The sequence below is a fragment of the Nitrospirota bacterium genome, assembly GCA_037386965.1.
Lineage (GTDB): Bacteria > Nitrospirota > Thermodesulfovibrionia > Thermodesulfovibrionales > JdFR-86 > JARRLN01.
In genome coordinates this window covers 1-17754 of record JARRLN010000060.1, presented here as the reverse complement: position 1 = coordinate 17754, position 17754 = coordinate 1, and the positions used below count along the sequence as shown (strand labels likewise).

The window sequence follows — 17754 nt, the reverse complement described above, 5'->3', positions numbered from 1 at the left end:
AGCGAAAGGAGCCGCGCCGTCCTCACGAAGGTCTTTTCACACCCGGGCATCGCCTCCCGGACCTTCGCCCTCGAAAGCCCCGAGGAGCTCCTCCGGGAGGGCCCCGACGAGCGCGTGGCCCGCTTCACCCGCTGGGCCGTGCGCCTATCGGCGGAAGCCGCGCTTGAGGCCATGGAGGGGGCGGGCCTCAAGGCGGCGGACATCTCCGCCCTGGTTGTAAACACGTGCACGGGGTATCTCTGCCCCGGCGTCTCCACCTACGTGATGGAGCGCCTGGGGCTTTCGCCGGGCATCCGGGCCTTGGACCTTGTGGGAAGCGGCTGCGGCGGGGCCGTCCCGAACCTGGACGTGGCGGCCTCCCTCCTGGCGGGCGGAGACGCCGTCTTGAGCGTGGCCGTGGAGATATGCAGCGCCACCTTCCAGATGGCCGACGACCTGAGCCTCATCGTCTCCAACGCCCTGTTCGGCGACGGACCCTCATGGGGGCGGGGCGGCGCTTCGCCCCCTCCCACCGGGAGGCCATCCGCTATGTCCACAGAAACGGCAACCTGCATAACCAGCTCTCCACGGCCATCCCGCGCCTCGTGGCTGGCGAGATGCGCCACGTGGTCGGGGAGCTCCTGGCCCCCCACGCCCTTTGCACAAAGGACGTTGCCCACTGGGCCCTGCACACCGGAGGGGAAAAGGTCATCAGCACGCTGAGGGACGCGCTCGGATTGAGCGAAGCCCAGGCGGCCCCCACCCGCCAGGTGATGCGCCGCTACGGCAACATGTCCTCCCCCACGGCGCTTTTCGTCCTCAAGGACCTGATGGAGCGGATAGAGCCCGGCCAGTGGTGCGCCCTGGGGGCCTTCGGAGCGGGGCTTTCGGTTCACGCCCTTCTGCTGAGAAAAACCCCCGCGCCCGGGGAGACGGCCTCCCCAGGTCCTTAAAAAGGAAGCTTGAGCTTTCCGCCCGGTACGGGGAGCTCGTCCATGAGGTGCCCGCCCAGGGCGAGCCTGTCCGAAAGCGCCTGCTCAAGCCCGGAGAGGCCGCCCATGGAGTCCTTGAGCTTTTGAAGCTCCCCTGTGGTCTTCTCGTTCACGGCGCTCCGGAGCTTCTCCTCCCAGGCCCCAAGCTGCTTGTTCGCCTGCTTGAGGACGGCGCTCTTGAGGACCTCGTCCAGGTCGGAGCTGAGCGCAAGGGTGTAGTCCTCGGGCGTCCCCCCGAGGGAGGCCCGGAAGGCGAGGCCCCGGATATCCCGCACCGTCTCCCTCACGGCCTGAAGGACAGCCCCGCCTTCCTTCGTCCCGCCTACATCCAGATTGGCCGAAGAAAGCTTCCCGGCAAGGGAGCCGGTGAGGCGCCCTTCCCTGACCGAGACCGTGAGGTCGAGGGCCATGAGCCCTTTCTTGACGACCAGGGGAATCTGCCCGCCGCCCAGGGCGACATCGCTCAGGCGGTAGCCGTCCACGAGGACCTTCAGCGTGTCCTCGGCGCGGCCGGGCTTGACATGGTCGAGGCTGCCCTCGATGCGCATGGCCCGGGCGAGAGCGAGCTTCTCCCCAGAGAAGCTGAAAACCGTAGGCTGCCCGGTCACGCCCTGCTCGCTGGTGATATCCGTGAGCCTGCCCGAGAGGTCCCCGGCCTTTAAGCCGAGGTCCGCCCGGGCCCGGCGAATGAGAAACTCCGGCGCCGGGGTGCGCTCGGGGAAATGGACGTCGAGCCCCGGGGCCCGGGGCGGCTTGACGGCCTTGGGCTCGCCGGCCTTCTCCTGCCTTGCGGGCTCGAAAACCTTCTGGATTTTCCCGTACCAGAAGAGGCTCCTCTGCACCCAGAGGGCGGCCTTCTGCCCGGCCACGAGGCGTGTGACGTTTCCCAGCCCCTCCGGGGTGACGCCGTATGTCTCCCGGAGCCTCCGGACGTCCTCGGCAGGCATCCGGGCGACCTCCCGAATGCGCCGGTTGAGGTCGAGCCGGGTCTTGGTGAAGTCCTCTTTGGCCTCCTTCAGTTTGGCCATGTCCGCCCTGAGGTCGTCCCTCAGCTCCTTCACCCTCACGGCCGTCCCGAGGGGGTCGGTGCGGGCGGTCTTCTTCGCCTCTTGGACACGCTTCCTGTAGTCCTCGAATGTCTCCTTGTCCGGAAGGTCCCGGAGGCGCTCCTCCCAGCGGGTCTTCGTCTGCCCGACATCCTCCCGGAGGCTCTGGGCGGCCTTGAGGGTGCGGAGGTCGGCCTTGTCCATGACCTCCTTGATGCTGGGAAGTGTGAGGGTGGGAAGGGCGAGTCTCCGCTTCTTTTCTTCGGGCTTTTCCTTCCTGACCTTTCGTACGGCGCCCGATGTCTTCCGGGGCGTTCCGAAGCGCACGCCCTGCAGGGCCATCTCCTCGATGATGACCTTCCGCTCCAGGAGCCGCATGCCGTCCATGGTGAAGGCGATGCGCGAGACCTCGACGGCGTTTTGCATGGGCTCCTCGGGGTTGGTGACCTGAAGCCTCTTGAGGGTCAGGCCCACGGGAAACAACGTGAGGTCCGCCCCGTCCAGTTGCACCTTGGCCCCCACCGCCCGGGTGCCCGCGCTTTCTATGAGCGCCTTCACGTAGGAGTCCACCAGGAGAAACCAGAAAACCACGATGACGCCCACCAGGGCGGCGAAGGCCAAGAGGCCCTTCCAGCGTATCCATTTCATCGCAAATACTCCCCGGCCCCGGAGACGGACTTGTAGAGCCTGTAAAACCGGGTGCCCTTGAAAAAGGTCATGGCGCGGGACCTTTCCACCCACCGCATCACGTGCTCCCGGTAGCGGCGGATGGCCAGGTTGGTGGCAAGAAACAGGGGAATAAAAAGAGCAAGGGACACAAGGAGGCTCCCCATCGTGACCGTGTTATAGAACCTCTCCAGTCGCCAGGGAGCGGAGTTGTAAAGAGAGGTCCAGAGTCCCTGGAGCGGCCCGGCCCGGAGCACCGAGAGGCCCACCCGGTGAAACAGCGGGTCCAGGGGATAGGCCAGGGCGGAGAAGACCCCCAAGCCCACCAGGAATGCCGACACATTGACCCGGAGGACGAGGACCAGGAGCAGGACGAACAGATTGTGCAGGCTCAGAAGCGGCGTCAGGCCGGCCACCATGGCAAAACACAGGGCCAGGCTTATCTGGCCCGGCTCCGTCTCGGAGTTCATTGCCCTCAAAAGTTTGGCTGCCGCCCGGAGCATCCCTTACCTCCTTGTTAATGTTAGCCGAAAACTCTCCGCCGTGAAAGACCCCAACCCGGCGTCAGGCATAGTAGATGATGAGATAGCCAAGCAGAAACAGAGCAATCCAAAGAACGGTCATCCCCACGGGCCAGTGCCTGATTATGTCGCCGGGGTAGACCTGCCTCTCCCTCTGGATGCGGTCGCGGATCTCCCGCCGTCTCCCCGGTCCGGCGAAACGGAGGAGGAAGGAATCGAGCCCTATCTTGAGCGCGGCCGTGGGGTTTCTGCTGAACCAGGTGAGGAAACCGGGCACTCTCTCGAAAGCCGCTCTCCTCAGGACCGCCTCCACCTCGCCCATGGGCTGCCTGACGACCCAGGCCAGGGCGTCGGTCCCCCTGCGGTAGAACCAGTCGGTATCCAGGCTGATGGTGTTTGTCCGCTCCAGATACCGGAGCATCACGAAGAAGGCCAGGGCCGAGAACATGAGTATCTGGAGCTGGCCCACCACATGGGAGCCCGTATAGGGCTCGAAATGCACCCCGTAAGGCAGAATCCTGTAGAGCGCCTCCGGGTAGACGCCCAGAAAGATGCAGAGAAAGGACAGAAAACCCATGGCCAGAAGCATGTTCACCGGAGGCTCCTTCGGCCGGAGCCCGGAGTCCCGGGCGAAGAAGACGAACCAGGGAAACTTGATTCCCGCATGGAGGAAGACCCCCGCCGAGGCGAGCGTCAGGAGAAGCCAGATGACCGTCATGTGGCCCTCGCCCGCCGCGGCGATGACCATGGACTTGCTCACGAAGCCGCTGGTCAGCGGAAAGGCGGAGATGCTGGCCGCCCCCACGAGACAGAACGTGAGGGTGAGGGGCATGGTGCGGTACAGCCCCCCCAGCTCCGTGCACTTGCTCTTCCCCGTCATGTAGAGCACCGCCCCGCCGGACATCATGAGCAGGGCCTTGTACAGGATATGGGCGAAGGCGTGGGAGACGGTCCCGTTCAGGGAAAGCTCGGTGCCGATGCCGATGCCGGCCACCATGAAGCCCACCTGGTTGATGATGCTGTAGGCCAGGATGCGGCGCATGTCGTTCTCCAGGATGGCGTAGACGATGCCGTAGACGGTCATGATGGTGCCGGCCCAGAGCAGGACCTCCGCCCCGGGGAAGGCCCGGGCCAGCACGTAGACGGCGGTCTTGCTGGTGTAGGCGCTGAGGAAGACCGTGCCGGCCACCGTGCTCTCGGGGTAGGAGTCCGAAAGCCAGGCCGAAAGCGGCGGGATGGCGGCGTTTACGGCAAAGCCCAGCAGGATGAGCCAGGAGGCCAGCCCCGTGAGGCCGATGTATCCGAAGGCGAGGCTCCCCGTCTCGTAGTACCGCATCACAATGCCGAAGAGGAGAAGCAGCCCTCCCGAGAAATGCACCACCAGGTACCTGAGCCCGGCGAACTGCGACGCCCTCGTCCCCCTGCCCCAGATGAGATAGGCCGAGGCCAGGGCCATCGCCTCCCAGAAGATGAAAAGGCTCAGCATGTCTCCCGCGAAGACCACTCCCAGGGAGCTTCCCACGTAGAAGAAGGCCGCCGTGTGCTCGCCGCGCCCCTTGACGTGCAGGGCGAAGAGCATTCCGGCGAAGGCCATGATGACGAAGACGTACCCGAAGACCAGGCTCAGGCGGTCCACGCTCCCCAGCACCAGCTCGTGCCCGAGGAAGGGCGCCGTGAAGGCCGTCCCCTCCGTCATGTTCATGACGTTCAGGAAAGCCACAACGGGCACGGCCAGGAGAAAGAACTTCTTCACGCCCCCCCGGAGGAAAGGGGTCACCAGAGCGGCGGCCAGGAAGATTATGGCCGGGGGCACCCAGCTACCAGTCATAGTAATCTTCCTTTCTGGTGAGCAGGAGCTTCCCCAGTATCTTGGAAACCGCTATGATGACCACGCAGGAGATGAACCCGTAGAGGGCGAAGAACCCCGGCAGCCGCTCCCACGAGAAGTCCGGGTGCCCGGGGACGAGGAAGCCCAGGACCAGCAGTATCGCGAGGACGGCGTAGAAGGCCGCCCTGAGGACCCTGGCCGCCCGGGGCGAGTCTATCACCCGGCCTTTCTTCACGTCCCTATCCCCCGCCAAGCACACCTCCCGCTACCATGCCGGCAAGGTCCAGAAAGAGCGAGGGCCTGAAAAACAGGGCCATCGCCCCCAGGGCGGTCAGCACCAGGGGAGCCACCATGAAAAGGGGAGCCTCGCGAAGCCCCGCGGCCTCCCCCTCGGGCAGCGGCCTGAAGAAGGCCCGGTGGACGATGGGGAGGAAATAGCAGGCGTTCAGGACCGTGCTTGCGGCCAGGACGATGAGGAAGCCCGGCTCCGCGGCCTCCACCGACCCCTGCGCAAGGTACCACTTGCTTATGAACCCGCCCAGGGGCGGGATGCCTATCATGGAGACGGCCCCCAGGGAGAAGGCCGCCATGGTGAAGGGCATCCGCCGCCCGATGCCGTCCAGCTCGCTGACCCGGGTCTTGTGCGTCGCCACGGCAATGGCCCCGGCGGTGAAGAAAAGGGTTATCTTGCCGAAGGCGTGAAGGACGATGTGCATCACGCTCCCGGTAATGGCCGACGGCGAAAGGAGCGCGGCGCCGAGCACGATGTAGGAGAGCTGGCTTACGGTGGAATAGGCGAGGCGGAGCTTGAGGTTGTCCTGCTTGAGCGCGATGAGGGACGCCACGACGATGGTGAAGGACGCATAGTAGGCCAGCGCCGTACCCAGTCCCATATCGCGGAGGACCCCCGCGCCGAAGACGTACAGGGCCACCCTCACCATCACGAAAACGCCGGTCTTCACCACGGCCACCGCGTGAAGAAGCGCGCTCACCGGCGTGGGGGCCACCATGGCCGCCGGCAGCCAGGAGTGAAGCGGCATCATGGCCGCCTTGGCCACCCCCAGAACGAACAGGACGAATATGGCGATGAGCACTCCCCGCTGGACCGCAGCCGGGAAGAGCCCCCCCGGGGCGAAGTCCAGGGTTCCGGCGGCCCAGTAGGTGAAAACCACCGCGGAGAGCAGAAAAAGGAGGGACGTCCCCAGGAGATAGACGAGGTACTTTCTGGCCCCCTGCATCGCCTCGGGGGTTTCCTCGTGCCCCACCAGGGGGAAAGTGACCAGGGTGAGCACCTCGTAGAAGATGAAGGTGGTCAGAAGGTTGGCCGCGAAGGCCACCCCCATGGTCGCCGAGAGGGACACGGCGAAGCAGACGAAGTACCGGGTCTGGGCGTGCTCGCCCTCGGCGCGCATGTAGCCGATGGAGTAAAACGAGGTGATTATCCAGAGGAAGGAGGCCGTCAGCGCGAAAAAAACACCCAGGGCGTCCACCCTGAAGGCGACTTCGAGGCCGGGGAAGAGGGCAAAAAGCCTGAAGGAAAGCTCCTCGCCCCGAAGCACCAGGGGCACCATGGAGGCCACTATGGCGAACTTGCCCACCGCGGCCAGGATGGTCCATGTCTCCCTGAGGTTGGGGTGTCCGCGGGACAGGCGTATGAGCAGGGCCCCCACAAGGGAGACCAGGACGGCCAGGAGGGGCAGCGGGGACTGTACGCTCGCCATCCCTATAGACCCCGCGAAAGGAGCATGTCGGCAGCCCTGTGGGCGACCTCAACGGGCACCGAGGTCGCTATCCCGAAGACCACGCAGAGCCCCGCCATGACTAGCGTGGGAAGAAGCATGCTCCACGGCGCTTCCCGGCCGGAGGCCGAAGCCGCCCCCTCTGGACCGGCAGGGGCCCAGGACTCCTCGGCCACGGGCTCGCCGAAGTAGATGCTCTCCACGATGCGCCAGAAGTATACGGCGGTCAGCACCGAACTGAGCAGGATGACCGCCACCACGTACCACATGCCGGCCTCCAGGGCGCCCAGGGCCAGGTACCATTTGCTCACGAAGCCCACCGTCAGGGGAACGCCTATCATGGAGAGCGCGGCCACGGTGAAGGCCCCCATGGTGAGGGGCATTTTCCTGCCCAGCCCCCTCAGGTCGGCAATCCGCAGGATGCCCGTCCTGTAGACGACCACGCCTACGACCAGAAACAGGGCCCCCTTCATGAGGGCGTGGTTCAGGATGTGAAGCAGGCTGCCGGTCATGGCCGTCCGGTTGGCCATGGCGGCGCCCAGGACGATGTAGCCAATCTGTCCCACGCTCGAGTACGCCAGCATCCTCTTGATGTCCCTCTGGGCGATGGCCAGGACCGAGCCAGCCAGGACGGCCACGGAGCCCAGGACCACGAGAATGGACATGAAAGGGACCACCTCGGCGTCGAACCTGGGGCTGAACACGCTGAACATCACTCGCAGAAGGGCATAGGCCCCCACCTTCGTGGAAGTGGCGGCCAGGATGGCGCTTACCGGAGAGGGGGCGGTGGCATAGGCGTCGGGCATCCAGACATGGAGCGGAAAGAGGGCGAGCTTGAGGCTCAGGCCCACCGAGAAGAAAGCGAAGGCCGTCAGCACCACCGTCGAGCCGTAAAGCTCCGGCAGGCGGTGCGACAGGTCGGCCATGTTCAGGGTGCCGGTGACCATGTAGAGGTGGCCCACCCCGAGGAGGATGAAGGTGGCCCCTATGGTGCCGAGGATGAGATAGTTGTAGCTTGCCGTGAGCGCCTCGTTGCGCCTGCCGGAGGCGATGAGGGTGTAACTGGCCAGCGAGCTTATCTCGATGAAGACGTAGAGGTTGAAGATATCCCCGGTTATGACGATACCCAGAAGGCCGGCCACCAGAAGCATGAAGGCGCTGTAGAAGACCCCCAGACGGCCGGAGGGAATCTCCGCCTCGATACTCTTCTTGCAGTAGAAGGCCACCAGCACGGCAATAAAGGACACCACCACCAGGACGAATCCGTTGAGGTAGTCCACGACGTACTCGATTCCCCAGGGGGGCTGCCATCCCCCCAGCCAGTAGCTGATGCGGCCGTGGGCGAGCACCCCACGGAGCAGAAACAGGGACAGGACAAAGGAGGCCGCCGAGGCGGCCAGTGCCGCCCAGTATCCTAGGTCCCGCCGGAGGAGCCGCAAAAGGGGGATGAGCACGGCCGTCACCAGGGGCACCACGACCACCAGGACGGGGAAGTCCTCGACCAGCCTCACGGCAGCTCTCCCTTTTTGCGCTTCCTCTCCAGAATGCGGTCCTCCTCTATGGTGCCGAAGGCGCGGTAAATCCTCACAATGAGGGCGAAGGCCACCGCCGTGGTGCTCACCGAAACGACGATGGCCGTGAGGATGAGGACGTGGGGCAGGGGGTTGTCGTACCTCGTGGCCCCCGCCCAGAGGATGGGCGCCGTGCCGCCCTCGACCTTGCCCATGGCGATATAGAAGAGGAAAACGGCCGTCTGAAAGATATTCATCCCGATGATCTTCTTGATGAGGTTGTTCTTGGCTATCATGGCGTAGAAACCCACCATGGCGAGGACTATGTAGAAAAGATAAGGGTATTCCGTGGTGAACAGGGAAAAGGGGCTCACTCGCCGCCCTCCCCGCTCCCCCGGTCGGCCGTGGCGAAAAATATGGTTATCATCACCCCCGAAACGGTGATGCCCACGCCCACTTCGATGATGAAGATGCCGATATGGCTCGCAAAATGAGGGTCTCCCAGCGGAAGGACGTTGTATTGAAGGAAGGCCCCTCCCAGGGCCAGGGCGGCCAGGCCCACTCCGGCGTAAATGAGCACGCCCGCGCTGTCCAGGATGTCGCTTGTCCTCCTGGCCATGTGCGCGCGGGCCTCCCGGAGGCCGAAAGCCAGGCAGTACAGGATGACGCTTGCCCCCAGGATGACCCCGCCCTGGAAGCCTCCCCCGGGCCCGCTGTCGCCGTGGACGATGACATAGAAGCCGAAAAGCTGGATGAACGGGATAACCACCCCCGAGACCGTGCGCCTGATGATGTCCACACCGGGCCGCTCATTCATCCGAGACCCTCCTCAACAGAAGAATCACCCCGATGCCGGCCGTGAATATGACGGTGGTCTCCCCCAGGGTGTCGTACCCCCTGTAGCTGGCCAGTACGGCGGTAACCATGTTGACCACCCCGGTCTCCTCCTCGGCATCCTCGATGTACCGCGGGGCCACGTGCCGGTAGGCCGGGGCGTCGGGGTCGCCGAAGTGGGGCATGTCCAGAGTCCCGTACACCAGGACCAGGGCCGTGATGCACATGATGAGGAAGACCCTCTTGGAGTGGCGCTCCAGGGGGTTCGCCTCCTCTCGCCGTGCGGTCCTGCTGACGGCGGCGATGAGCAGGACCGTCGTGATGCCCGCACCCACCGAGGCCTCGGTGAAGGCCACGTCCACGGCATTGAGCCGCGTCCAGACCAGGGCCATCAGGAGGCTGTAGGCCGACAGGACCATCCCCGCCGAGAGCAGGTCTTTCAAGGAGACCGCCGCCACGGCGCATACGACCAGGAGCACCAGGAGAAGGACATCCATCAACGCCTCTTCTCTCCCCGCGCCCAGGGCTTCACCCCCGCCACGTGGGCGGCCTTCGCTATGGCAAAGGTGGCCGTGGGGCTCGCTATATAAATGAAGACGATGACCATGAGGAGCTTGACGCTCACCAGCGAGAGCCCTTCATGAACAACCAAGCCCAGAAGAATCATGGCCTGCCCCAGGGTGTCGTTCTTCCCCGCCGGGTGCATTCTCGTGTAGAAATCGGGCATCCGCACCACGCCCACAGCGGCCACGGCCACGAAGAAGCACCCGATGGCCAGAAACGCCCCCGTCAGGACGAGCCGCCAGTGCATCAGTCCAGCCCTCCCGTCTCCGTGTATTTCAGAAACGCCAGGGTGGCTATGAAATTGATGAGGGCGTACACCAGGGCTATGTCCAGAAACTGGGGCCTCCCGTAGATGAACCCTATCAAGGCGATGAGGACGACGGTCTTGGTTCCCATCATGTTGACGGCCAGGACGCGGTCGTAGACGAGGGGCCCGCGGATGGCCCGGTACAGGACCAAGAAGATGGCAAGAATGAGGACGAGGGCAGCCGCCTCAAACATCTCCCCTCTCTATCCGCTCCACCCGGCGGGGCATCTCTCCGGCCAGGAGGGATTGGGCCGCGCTCCTGGAGATGGTGTGCACCAGGAAGGTCCCCTCCCGCGTGGCCTCGATGGTGACCGTGCCCGGCGTGAGCGTTATGGAATTGGCCAGGGTGGTGATGCCCAGGGCTTCCCTGAGCCTCGTATCGAACCGGATGACAGAGGGCTCGATGGGAAGGCGGGGGTGAAGAGTCACGTAGGCCACCTCCAGGTTGGCCTTCACCACCTGCCAGAGGAGCCAGGGCAGATAGGCCAGAAACCGGACGAGCTTCCGCAGCCCGCGGCCCAGCCGGGAGCCCGGGGGCACCAGGAGGTCGTGGGAGAAAAATGCCACCAGGAGGCTGCTCGCGATGCCGTTTACGATATGGAAAACGTCCAGATGCCCCGACAGAAGCAGCCAGAAAACGAACATGAGCGCACATGTGACGGCAAAGCTCACGAGCACCTCCCGCAGGAACAAAATAAGTCAATATTATACATAAAACCCTGGGAAAATCCGGCTGCACCCGGGGTGAGGATGGCTCTTGCAATTTTCAGCAGCATGTGCCACATTTTAATGTGATTTTGTGGGTTGCCGGTACAGACCTCAGGCGGCGAGGAGCGGCGGGTAGCTTCTTCGCCCTCTTTTCATTGGTGCATGGATAGGGACGAAGGCCGCCAGGAACCCCTGGAGGAGCCTCAGGCCGAGAAGCTCCCGCTGGACGCCCGACTCCTCTCGGAGGCCGTCGTCGAGTTCAACATCTCCCGGCGGAACGTGGGCCTCTACCCTCCGGGGCATGCGGCCATCAGGAGCTCCATCCTCCGGGCGCACGACCTCTTCGGGAAACTCTTCGAGCTTCGGGACGCCATCACCCTGGGTATCGCCGAAGACTGCCTGATGGTGGACGAATACGCCCTGGACAAGAAAAACCCTGTCTATCGAGAATGCGCCTTGAGCTTCCACGAGAGGGGGATCGCCAGCGTCACGTTCCTGAAAGGCTTGAGCGAGGAGGAACTGACCGTCCTGAACGAGCTGCTCACAGACAACGCCGTCCCGCCCGGCCAGGGGCTGGCGGACCTGGGCCGGGAGCGTGGACTCGCCAGGATACGCCTCACCCCCATCGATTACTCCCACTTTACCTTCGTCGAAGGCACGGCCTCCGGCGAGACGGAAAGGTCCGCCCTCTGGGAAACATACGCAAGGGGCATGCTGGAAGGCACCCTGGTCTCGGAGGAGGCCCACGAGGCCCTCCTGGGCGCCCCCGCGGAGGAGGTGGCCGCACTCATCAACCAAACGGCGCCCGGCGGGGAGGCCCCTCAATCCTATGAGAGGTTCATCACGTCTTACCTCAAAGGCAGAGGGAAGACGGGGCTTCAGGCGGAGGGAATGAGCTCCCTGTTCTCGGTCATCGAGAACCTCTCCCCGGAACTCAGGAAACAGCTCCTCGCCGAGACGGCCCATTTTCTTTCCTCCGACCCCGAGGACGCCGAAAGGGTCCTCAGGGAGATGACCGCGGGGAACATGGACCGGATACTGGACGTACTGAAGGACTATGACGCCATGGTCCCCGAGACCCTGCGCAACGTCATAGCCAAGCTGAGCGCGGTGGCCCCCAAGGAGTTCGTCTTCGACCTTCGCATGTCCGGCGATGCCGTGGTCCACGACATCCAGATGGACAACGAGTTGACGGGCCTGTTCCGGGAGGACAATTTCGAAAGGTACGTAAGCCGCGATTACCAGGAGACCCTGAACGCCATGCTCAGGCAGAGGGCCAGAGGAGGCGGCGAGCCCCTGAAAGGCCTGCCGGAGCAGTGCAGTGAAGAGGCCGTGGAGCGGACGGCGTCGGACGTGATGGTGGAACTCCTTCAGTCGGGCCCGGCGGAGGGCGACGTCCAGGGAAGGATGCTCGCGACGCTCGTGGACCTCACGGAGAAGTTCATCGACACGGGACGCTTCGGCGACGCCCTGGCCCTGTATGAGAAAGTGGTCCAGCACGCCGGCGGGCCCGACGCGGTGGAGCGCTTCTCCTCCGAGGAATTCCACGAGCGCGTGGTCGAGGCCGTCCTCGCATGGGGCTGGAAGAGCCGTGAAAGCGCGACCGGGCTCGTCCTGGGCATGGGGAAAACAGTGGTGGAGCCCCTCATGGACGCCCTCATCCGCGAGGGGCAGGCAGGCAGGCGGAAATACATCCTGACGCTCCTCAGGGCCCTGGGCGAAAAAGTCGTGCCTTCCGTCCTCACGAGGCTTCAGGACGAGCGGTGGTATGTCCTGCGGAACATGGTCTATCTCCTCCGTGAGTGCGGCGAGCCGAGGCACGCCGAGCAGGTCCGCAAATTCGCGAAGCATCCGGACCTCAGGGTGAGCATGGAGGCCCTCCGCACTCTCCTGTCCTTCGGGGCTCCGGAAGGGGTGCCGCTTTTGAAGCTCTACGTCCAGTCCCAGGACCTGGAGACACGGACGCAGGCCGTCAGGCTCGCCGGGTTCTTCAAGGTGGCGGAAACGGTGCCCCTTCTCGTCGAGCATCTGGAGAGGCGGGACGTCCTCGGAAACGAGGCCGTCCACAAGGTGCCCCTGGTGCGGGCCCTGGGAGAGATAGGCGACCCCCGCGCCATCGCCTCGCTCGTGAAAATGCTGAAGGCGAAGAGCTTCATGTTCCGGGGGGCGGCGGCCGAGCTCAGAAGGGAAATCTTCAAGAACCTCTCGAACTATCCGCCCGAGGCCAGGGAGCCCGTCCTCCGGCTGGGGCTCAGGCAGTCGGACCCGGAGATACGCTCCCTCTGCGAGCAGCTCCGCCGGGAAGGGGACGGCAATGCATAAGGAAGCCCTCGCCGTCATTGCCGACATGATGACCGCTCTTTCCAACTGCGCCCTGTATTCCCGCGAGCACTCCTCCGTGAAGCGGTTCGCCCAGAAGGCCGTCTCCGGCCTCGAAAACCTCTACGTGGAGGACGCCGTCACCTTCACCATCCTGGGCTCGAGCCTTCTCGTCCAGGATCGGCTCGTGCAGCAATGGGGCATTCACGTGGGGAGCTTCATGACGAAGCTCCGGAGAAAGGGGATAGAGCGCCTCGTCCTGAGGAGGGGCGTCGACGCGGAAGAGCTGACGGACTTCCTCCAGAGCCTTGCCTCCCGCAATGAGGAGCCTTCCTCCTCCCGGCACATCTCCCTGGGGGTTATGGAGATAAAGGCCGGAGCCTCCGCGGGAGCCGCCGGCGTCGTACGCGAGAACACGGAGCGGGTCAAGCACGTGCACCAGGGGCTCGCGCACCTGGGGACGCTGGATACGGCGGGGCTGGAGGACGTTGTGGTCTCCTTTCTCGGAGCCATACGGAAAGAGTCCAACATCCTGGCCGCCGTGAGCCCCGTGAAAAGCCACAACGAATACACCTTTGCCCACACGGCCAACGTCACGGTGCTGTCCATCTTCCAGGCGGAGTATCTGGGCGTGGAGGCGGACACGCTGCACGAGGTGGGCCTGGCCGGCCTGCTCCATGACATCGGCAAGATGTTCGTGGACCCGGGCATCCTGGATAAGCCCTCCAAGCTCACGGAGGACGAATGGGAGAAGATGAAGCTCCATCCGGTCTACGGGGCCCGCTACCTGGCGTCCCTGCAAGAGGTGCCGAAACTGGCCGTCATCGTGGCGTTCGAGCACCACATGAAGTACGACGGCTCGGGCTACCCCCGCCCGGGCCCGGGGAAGGCCGGCTGGAAACAGCACATCATCAGCCAGATCGTGGCCCTGGCGGACTTCTTCGACGCCCTCAGGACCGAACGCCCCTACCGGAAGGCCCTGGAGGTGCCGGTGATACTGGGAATGATGGAGGAGTCCGCCGGCCGGGACTTCAACCCCCTGGTGGTGGAGAACTTCGTCCGCGCCCTCAAGGAATGCGGCGCGGCCTAAGACTCGCGCTCACCGCCTCTTAAACGTCCCTCCGGTGTTTTCCTCGCCCTCGGGCCATGTGGTACATTAGAAGGATGAAAAGAATCGAGGTCTACGATACCACCCTCAGGGACGGGGCTCAGGCCGAGGACGTCTCCTTCTCGGTGGAGGACAAACTGCGCATCACCCAGAAGCTGGACGAGCTGGGGGTCCACTACATCGAGGGCGGCTATCCGGGCTCCAACCCCAGGGACACCGAGTACTTCGGGAAGGTCCGGGGGCTGACCCTCTCTACATCGCGCCTGGTCGCCTTCGGCAGCACGCACAGGGCCGGCCAGAAAGTGCAGAAGGACCGCACCGTCCGGGCCATCCTGGAGGCGGGCGCCCCGGCGGCCACCGTCTTTGGAAAGACATGGGATTTCCATGTCCGGCACGCCCTGAAGGTCTCCCTGGAGGAGAACCTCGGCCTCATCCATGACACGGTGCGGTATCTCGGAGAGCGGCTGGAGAAGGTCTTCTTCGACGCCGAGCATTTCTTCGACGGGTACAAGAGGAACCCCACCTATGCCATGGAGTGCCTCCGGGCGGCCCAGGCCGCCGGGGCGTCCTGCCTGGTCCTCTGCGACACCAACGGCGGCTCCCTCCCGGACGAGGTGCGCGCCGTCGTCCGCAAGGTCGTCAAGGAGATGAAGAGCCCCGTAGGCATCCACGCCCATAACGACTCCGACTGCGCCGTGGCCAACTCCATCGTGGCCGTCAAGGCGGGGGCTTCGCACGTGCAGGGCACGATGAACGGCCTGGGGGAGCGCTGCGGCAACGCCAACCTCTGCTCCGTCATCGCGGACCTGACCGTGAAGCTCCGGTACGAGACCATCGGCGAGCAGAGGCTCACCCGCCTGCGGGACGCCTCGCGGTTCGTCAGCGAGATAGCCAACCTGAGCCATTTCCGCCGCCAGCCCTTCGTCGGCGACAGCGCCTTCGCCCACAAGGCGGGCATGCACGTCAGCGCCGTCCTCAGGGCCGCCGAGACCTACGAGCACGTGGACCCGGCCCTGGTGGGCAACTCCCGGAGGGTGCTAGTCTCCGATCTGGCCGGCGCGAGCAACATCCTGAGGAAGGCCAAGGAGTTCGGCATCGAGCTGGACCCGGCGTCCCCGAAGGTCCGGAAAATCGTCGCAGAGCTGAAGGACCTGGAGAACCAGGGCTTCCAGTTCGAGGGCGCGGAAGCCTCCTTCGAGCTGCTGATGAAAAAGGCCCTGGGGCTTTACCGGAAGACCTTCGAGCTCATCGGCTTCCGGGTCTTCATCTCCAAGCGAAGCGAGCACGACAGCACCATGCATGAGGCAACCGTCATGTTGAAGACCGTCCCGGACGGGGCCGTGCATCACACCGCGGCCACCGGAAACGGTCCGGTGAACGCCCTGGACAGGGCCCTGAGGGACGCCCTCCTGAGGGACTACCCGGTCCTCTCGGAAGTGAGCCTTCTGGACTACAAGGTCCGGGTGCTGAACGCCCGGAGCGGCACCGGGGCCAGCGTGCGGGTGCTCATCATGTCCGGGGACAGGCAGGGCAGCAGGTGGGGCACCGTGGGCGTCTCGGAAGACGTCGTCGAGGCCTCCTACCAGGCCCTGGTGGACAGCATAGAATACAAGCTCCTCAAGCTGGAGGAACGGTAGACGGCCCTCGGGCCCCTCTCCGTCGGGGTTTCCCATGGATGCATTTCGTTTGACCACTTCCTTCTCGCCCGCGGGGGACCAGCCCCAGGCCATCGGGGCGCTCTCGGAGAACGTCCGGAGGGGAAAGAAGCACCAGGTCCTCCTCGGCGTGACCGGCTCGGGAAAGACCTTCACCATCGCCAACGTTATCGAAAAGGCGGGTCGGCCCGTCCTGGTCATCGCGCACAACAAGACCCTGGCGGCCCAGCTCTACGGCGAGTTCCGGGAGCTCTTTCCCCGGGACGCCGTGGAGTTCTTCGTGAGCTACTACGACTATTACCAGCCCGAGGCGTACCTGCCGGCCACCGACACTTACATCGAGAAGGACGCCATGATAAACGACGACATCGACCGCCTCCGCCACTCGGCCACCCGGGCCGTGCTGGAGAGGCGGGACGTCGTCGTGGTCGCCTCGGTCTCCTGCATCTACGGCATCGGCTCCCCGCAGGACTACGTGGACATGCACCTGGTGGTGGAGGAGGGAATGCACACCGAGAGGGACGTTCTCCTGAGAAAGCTGGTGGACATGCAGTACGAGCGCTCGGACGCCGACTTCAAGCGGGGGTGTTTCCGGGTGCGGGGGGACGTGGTGGAGGTCTACCCGTCGTTCTCCCTGGACAAGGGGATACGGCTGGAGTTCTTCGGGGACGACATCGACCGCATCGCCGAGTTCGACCCCCTGACGGGGAGCCGCATCCGGCGGCTGGAGAGGTTCGCCCTCTTCCCCAACAGCCACTGGATAACGCCCCGGGAGAGGCTGGAGCCCGCCCTGGAGCGGATACGGGAAGAGCTGGCCCAGCGGACGGAGGAGCTTCTGCGGGAGGGCCGCACCGTGGAGGCCGAGCGCCTGGAGCAGCGGACCATGTTCGACCTGGAAATGCTCCGGGAGTTCGGCTACTGCCACGGCATCGAGAACTACTCGCGCCACCTGAGCGGGCGCGCCCCCGGCGAGCCCCCTTACACCCTCATCGACTATTTCCCCGAGGACTATCTGCTCATCATCGACGAGTCCCACGCCACCGTGCCCCAGATAGGAGGCATGTACGAGGGCGACCGTTCCCGGAAACGGACCCTGGTGGACTTCGGGTTCCGGCTGCCCTCCGCCCTGGACAACCGTCCCCTGACCTTCGCGGAGTTCGAGCACAGGGCGGGCCAGACCATTTACGTATCGGCCACGCCCGGACCCTATGAGATAGAGAAGTCCCGGGGGACGGTGGTGGAGCAGATCATCCGTCCCACCGGGCTCATGGACCCGGAGATGGTGGTCAAAGCGGCCCGGGGACAGGTGGACGACCTGCTGGGGGAAATCAGGGAAAGGGCGGCCCGGGCCGAGCGCGTCCTAGTCACGACGTTGACGAAGAAGATGGCCGAGGACCTGACCGAGTACTACACGGAGCTCGGGGTGCGCACGCGGTACCTGCACTCCGACGTCAAGACCATCGAGAGGGTGGAGATTCTGAGGGGGCTTCGAATGGGGGATTTCGACGTCCTCGTGGGTGTGAACCTCCTCAGGGAGGGCCTGGACCTGCCGGAGGTCTCCCTGGTGGCCATCATGGACGCCGACAAGGAGGGTTTCCTCCGCTCGGAGCGCTCCCTCATCCAGACAGCCGGGAGGGCGGCCAGGAACGTCAACGGCAAGGTCATCCTCTACGCCGATACGGTGACCGGCTCCATGGAGAGGGCCCTGAAGGAGACCGCCCGCCGCCGGGCCATCCAGGCCCGGTACAACGGGGAGATGGGCATCACCCCCGAAACCATCAAGAGCAACATCAAGAACGTCCTCAGCTCCATCTATGAAAGCGACTACTGGACCGTGCCGGCGGCCGAGGAGGAGCCGGCCGCGTACGCCGCCGACGAGGAGACCCTGAGGAAGCTGGAGGCCGAGATGAAGGAGGCCGCGGAGAAGCTGGAGTTCGAGCGGGCCGCCCTCATCCGGGACAGGATAAAGGAGATAAA

Annotated in this window: 17 protein-coding genes and 1 pseudogene; 6 read left to right on the top strand and 12 right to left on the bottom strand. The window is 64.7% G+C overall.

The window, feature by feature from the left end; all coding sequences use genetic code 11:
- Positions 1–471, top strand: a pseudogene (locus tag P8Y39_09500) (type III polyketide synthase).
- 8 nt (positions 472–479) lie between these two features.
- On the top strand, positions 480–932 hold the full coding sequence (locus P8Y39_09495; GenBank protein ID MEJ2192562.1) for a 3-oxoacyl-[acyl-carrier-protein] synthase III C-terminal domain-containing protein: 453 nt from the start codon (positions 480–482) through the stop codon (positions 930–932).
- Here P8Y39_09495 and P8Y39_09490 read toward each other — a convergent pair.
- The 12 genes from P8Y39_09490 to P8Y39_09435 all read right to left on the bottom strand — a co-directional run bounded on the left by P8Y39_09490 (position 929) and on the right by P8Y39_09435 (position 10659).
- Entirely contained in the window at positions 929–2665 is a 1737-nt protein-coding gene (locus P8Y39_09490) for a TIGR03545 family protein (GenBank protein ID MEJ2192561.1), read from the bottom strand. The genes P8Y39_09495 and P8Y39_09490 overlap by 4 nt on opposite strands.
- Positions 2662–3186, bottom strand: coding sequence for a TIGR03546 family protein (locus tag P8Y39_09485; GenBank protein ID MEJ2192560.1), 525 nt, complete (start codon positions 3184–3186; stop codon positions 2662–2664). Before P8Y39_09485 ends, P8Y39_09490 begins: the two co-directional genes overlap by 4 nt.
- 61 nt (positions 3187–3247) lie before the next feature.
- The gene (locus tag P8Y39_09480; protein MEJ2192559.1) at positions 3248–5032 is read right to left on the bottom strand and encodes a Na(+)/H(+) antiporter subunit D; all 1785 of its coding nucleotides are present in this window, start codon (positions 5030–5032) and stop codon (positions 3248–3250) included.
- Positions 5022–5285, bottom strand: a complete 264-nt coding sequence (locus tag P8Y39_09475) for a hypothetical protein (GenBank protein MEJ2192558.1) — start codon at positions 5283–5285, stop codon at positions 5022–5024. Before P8Y39_09475 ends, P8Y39_09480 begins: the two co-directional genes overlap by 11 nt.
- On the bottom strand, positions 5272–6753 hold the full coding sequence (locus P8Y39_09470; GenBank protein ID MEJ2192557.1) for a monovalent cation/H+ antiporter subunit D family protein: 1482 nt from the start codon (positions 6751–6753) through the stop codon (positions 5272–5274). Before P8Y39_09470 ends, P8Y39_09475 begins: the two co-directional genes overlap by 14 nt.
- Positions 6754–6755: 2 nt before the next feature.
- Entirely contained in the window at positions 6756–8282 is a 1527-nt protein-coding gene (locus tag P8Y39_09465; protein MEJ2192556.1) for a monovalent cation/H+ antiporter subunit D family protein, read from the bottom strand.
- Positions 8279–8656 carry a cation:proton antiporter subunit C gene (locus P8Y39_09460; protein MEJ2192555.1) on the bottom strand — a complete coding sequence of 126 codons (378 nt, stop codon included), beginning with the start codon at positions 8654–8656 and terminating at the stop codon, positions 8279–8281. The genes P8Y39_09465 and P8Y39_09460 overlap by 4 nt, the downstream gene beginning before the upstream one ends.
- On the bottom strand, positions 8653–9099 hold the full coding sequence (locus P8Y39_09455; protein MEJ2192554.1) for a Na(+)/H(+) antiporter subunit B: 447 nt from the start codon (positions 9097–9099) through the stop codon (positions 8653–8655). The genes P8Y39_09460 and P8Y39_09455 overlap by 4 nt, the downstream gene beginning before the upstream one ends.
- Positions 9092–9613 carry a DUF4040 domain-containing protein gene (locus tag P8Y39_09450; protein MEJ2192553.1) on the bottom strand — a complete coding sequence of 174 codons (522 nt, stop codon included), beginning with the start codon at positions 9611–9613 and terminating at the stop codon, positions 9092–9094. The genes P8Y39_09455 and P8Y39_09450 overlap by 8 nt, the downstream gene beginning before the upstream one ends.
- Positions 9613–9927 carry a monovalent cation/H(+) antiporter subunit G gene (gene mnhG / locus P8Y39_09445; GenBank protein MEJ2192552.1) on the bottom strand — a complete coding sequence of 105 codons (315 nt, stop codon included), beginning with the start codon at positions 9925–9927 and terminating at the stop codon, positions 9613–9615. Before mnhG ends, P8Y39_09450 begins: the two co-directional genes overlap by 1 nt.
- Positions 9927–10181, bottom strand: a complete 255-nt coding sequence (locus P8Y39_09440) for a cation:proton antiporter (GenBank protein MEJ2192551.1) — start codon at positions 10179–10181, stop codon at positions 9927–9929. Before P8Y39_09440 ends, mnhG begins: the two co-directional genes overlap by 1 nt.
- Positions 10174–10659 carry a Na+/H+ antiporter subunit E gene (locus P8Y39_09435; protein ID MEJ2192550.1) on the bottom strand — a complete coding sequence of 162 codons (486 nt, stop codon included), beginning with the start codon at positions 10657–10659 and terminating at the stop codon, positions 10174–10176. Before P8Y39_09435 ends, P8Y39_09440 begins: the two co-directional genes overlap by 8 nt.
- A 198-nt stretch (positions 10660–10857) precedes the next feature.
- Between P8Y39_09435 and P8Y39_09430 the strand changes: the two genes are divergently transcribed.
- From P8Y39_09430 to uvrB, 4 genes are all read left to right on the top strand, one after another.
- Positions 10858–13017 carry a HEAT repeat domain-containing protein gene (locus P8Y39_09430; protein MEJ2192549.1) on the top strand — a complete coding sequence of 720 codons (2160 nt, stop codon included), beginning with the start codon at positions 10858–10860 and terminating at the stop codon, positions 13015–13017.
- The gene (locus P8Y39_09425; GenBank protein MEJ2192548.1) at positions 13010–14104 is read left to right on the top strand and encodes an HD domain-containing protein; all 1095 of its coding nucleotides are present in this window, start codon (positions 13010–13012) and stop codon (positions 14102–14104) included. Before P8Y39_09430 ends, P8Y39_09425 begins: the two co-directional genes overlap by 8 nt.
- Positions 14105–14178: 74 nt before the next feature.
- Complete coding sequence (gene cimA, locus P8Y39_09420; GenBank protein ID MEJ2192547.1) at positions 14179–15759, top strand: citramalate synthase; 1581 nt, start codon at positions 14179–14181, stop codon at positions 15757–15759.
- 34 nt (positions 15760–15793) lie between these two features.
- A partial coding sequence (uvrB, locus tag P8Y39_09415; GenBank protein ID MEJ2192546.1) for an excinuclease ABC subunit UvrB occupies positions 15794–17754 on the top strand: 1961 nt, incomplete at its 3' end.

Bases quoted from the DNA above. Each gene is read 5' to 3' on its own strand.
- P8Y39_09495 (MEJ2192562.1), top strand. From the start codon at position 480: ATGGGGGCGGGGCGGCGCTTCGCCCCCTCCCACCGGGAGGCCATCCGC.
- P8Y39_09490 (MEJ2192561.1), bottom strand. From the start codon at position 2,665: ATGAAATGGATACGCTGGAAGGGCCTCTTGGCCTTCGCCGCCCTGGTG.
- P8Y39_09485 (MEJ2192560.1), bottom strand. From the start codon at position 3,186: ATGCTCCGGGCGGCAGCCAAACTTTTGAGGGCAATGAACTCCGAGACG.
- P8Y39_09480 (MEJ2192559.1), bottom strand. From the start codon at position 5,032: ATGACTGGTAGCTGGGTGCCCCCGGCCATAATCTTCCTGGCCGCCGCT.
- P8Y39_09470 (MEJ2192557.1), bottom strand. From the start codon at position 6,753: ATGGCGAGCGTACAGTCCCCGCTGCCCCTCCTGGCCGTCCTGGTCTCC.
- P8Y39_09455 (MEJ2192554.1), bottom strand. From the start codon at position 9,099: ATGAATGAGCGGCCCGGTGTGGACATCATCAGGCGCACGGTCTCGGGG.
- P8Y39_09450 (MEJ2192553.1), bottom strand. From the start codon at position 9,613: ATGGATGTCCTTCTCCTGGTGCTCCTGGTCGTATGCGCCGTGGCGGCG.
- mnhG (MEJ2192552.1), bottom strand. From the start codon at position 9,927: ATGCACTGGCGGCTCGTCCTGACGGGGGCGTTTCTGGCCATCGGGTGC.
- P8Y39_09440 (MEJ2192551.1), bottom strand. From the start codon at position 10,181: ATGTTTGAGGCGGCTGCCCTCGTCCTCATTCTTGCCATCTTCTTGGTC.
- P8Y39_09430 (MEJ2192549.1), top strand. From the start codon at position 10,858: ATGGATAGGGACGAAGGCCGCCAGGAACCCCTGGAGGAGCCTCAGGCC.
- P8Y39_09425 (MEJ2192548.1), top strand. From the start codon at position 13,010: ATGCATAAGGAAGCCCTCGCCGTCATTGCCGACATGATGACCGCTCTT.
- cimA (MEJ2192547.1), top strand. From the start codon at position 14,179: ATGAAAAGAATCGAGGTCTACGATACCACCCTCAGGGACGGGGCTCAG.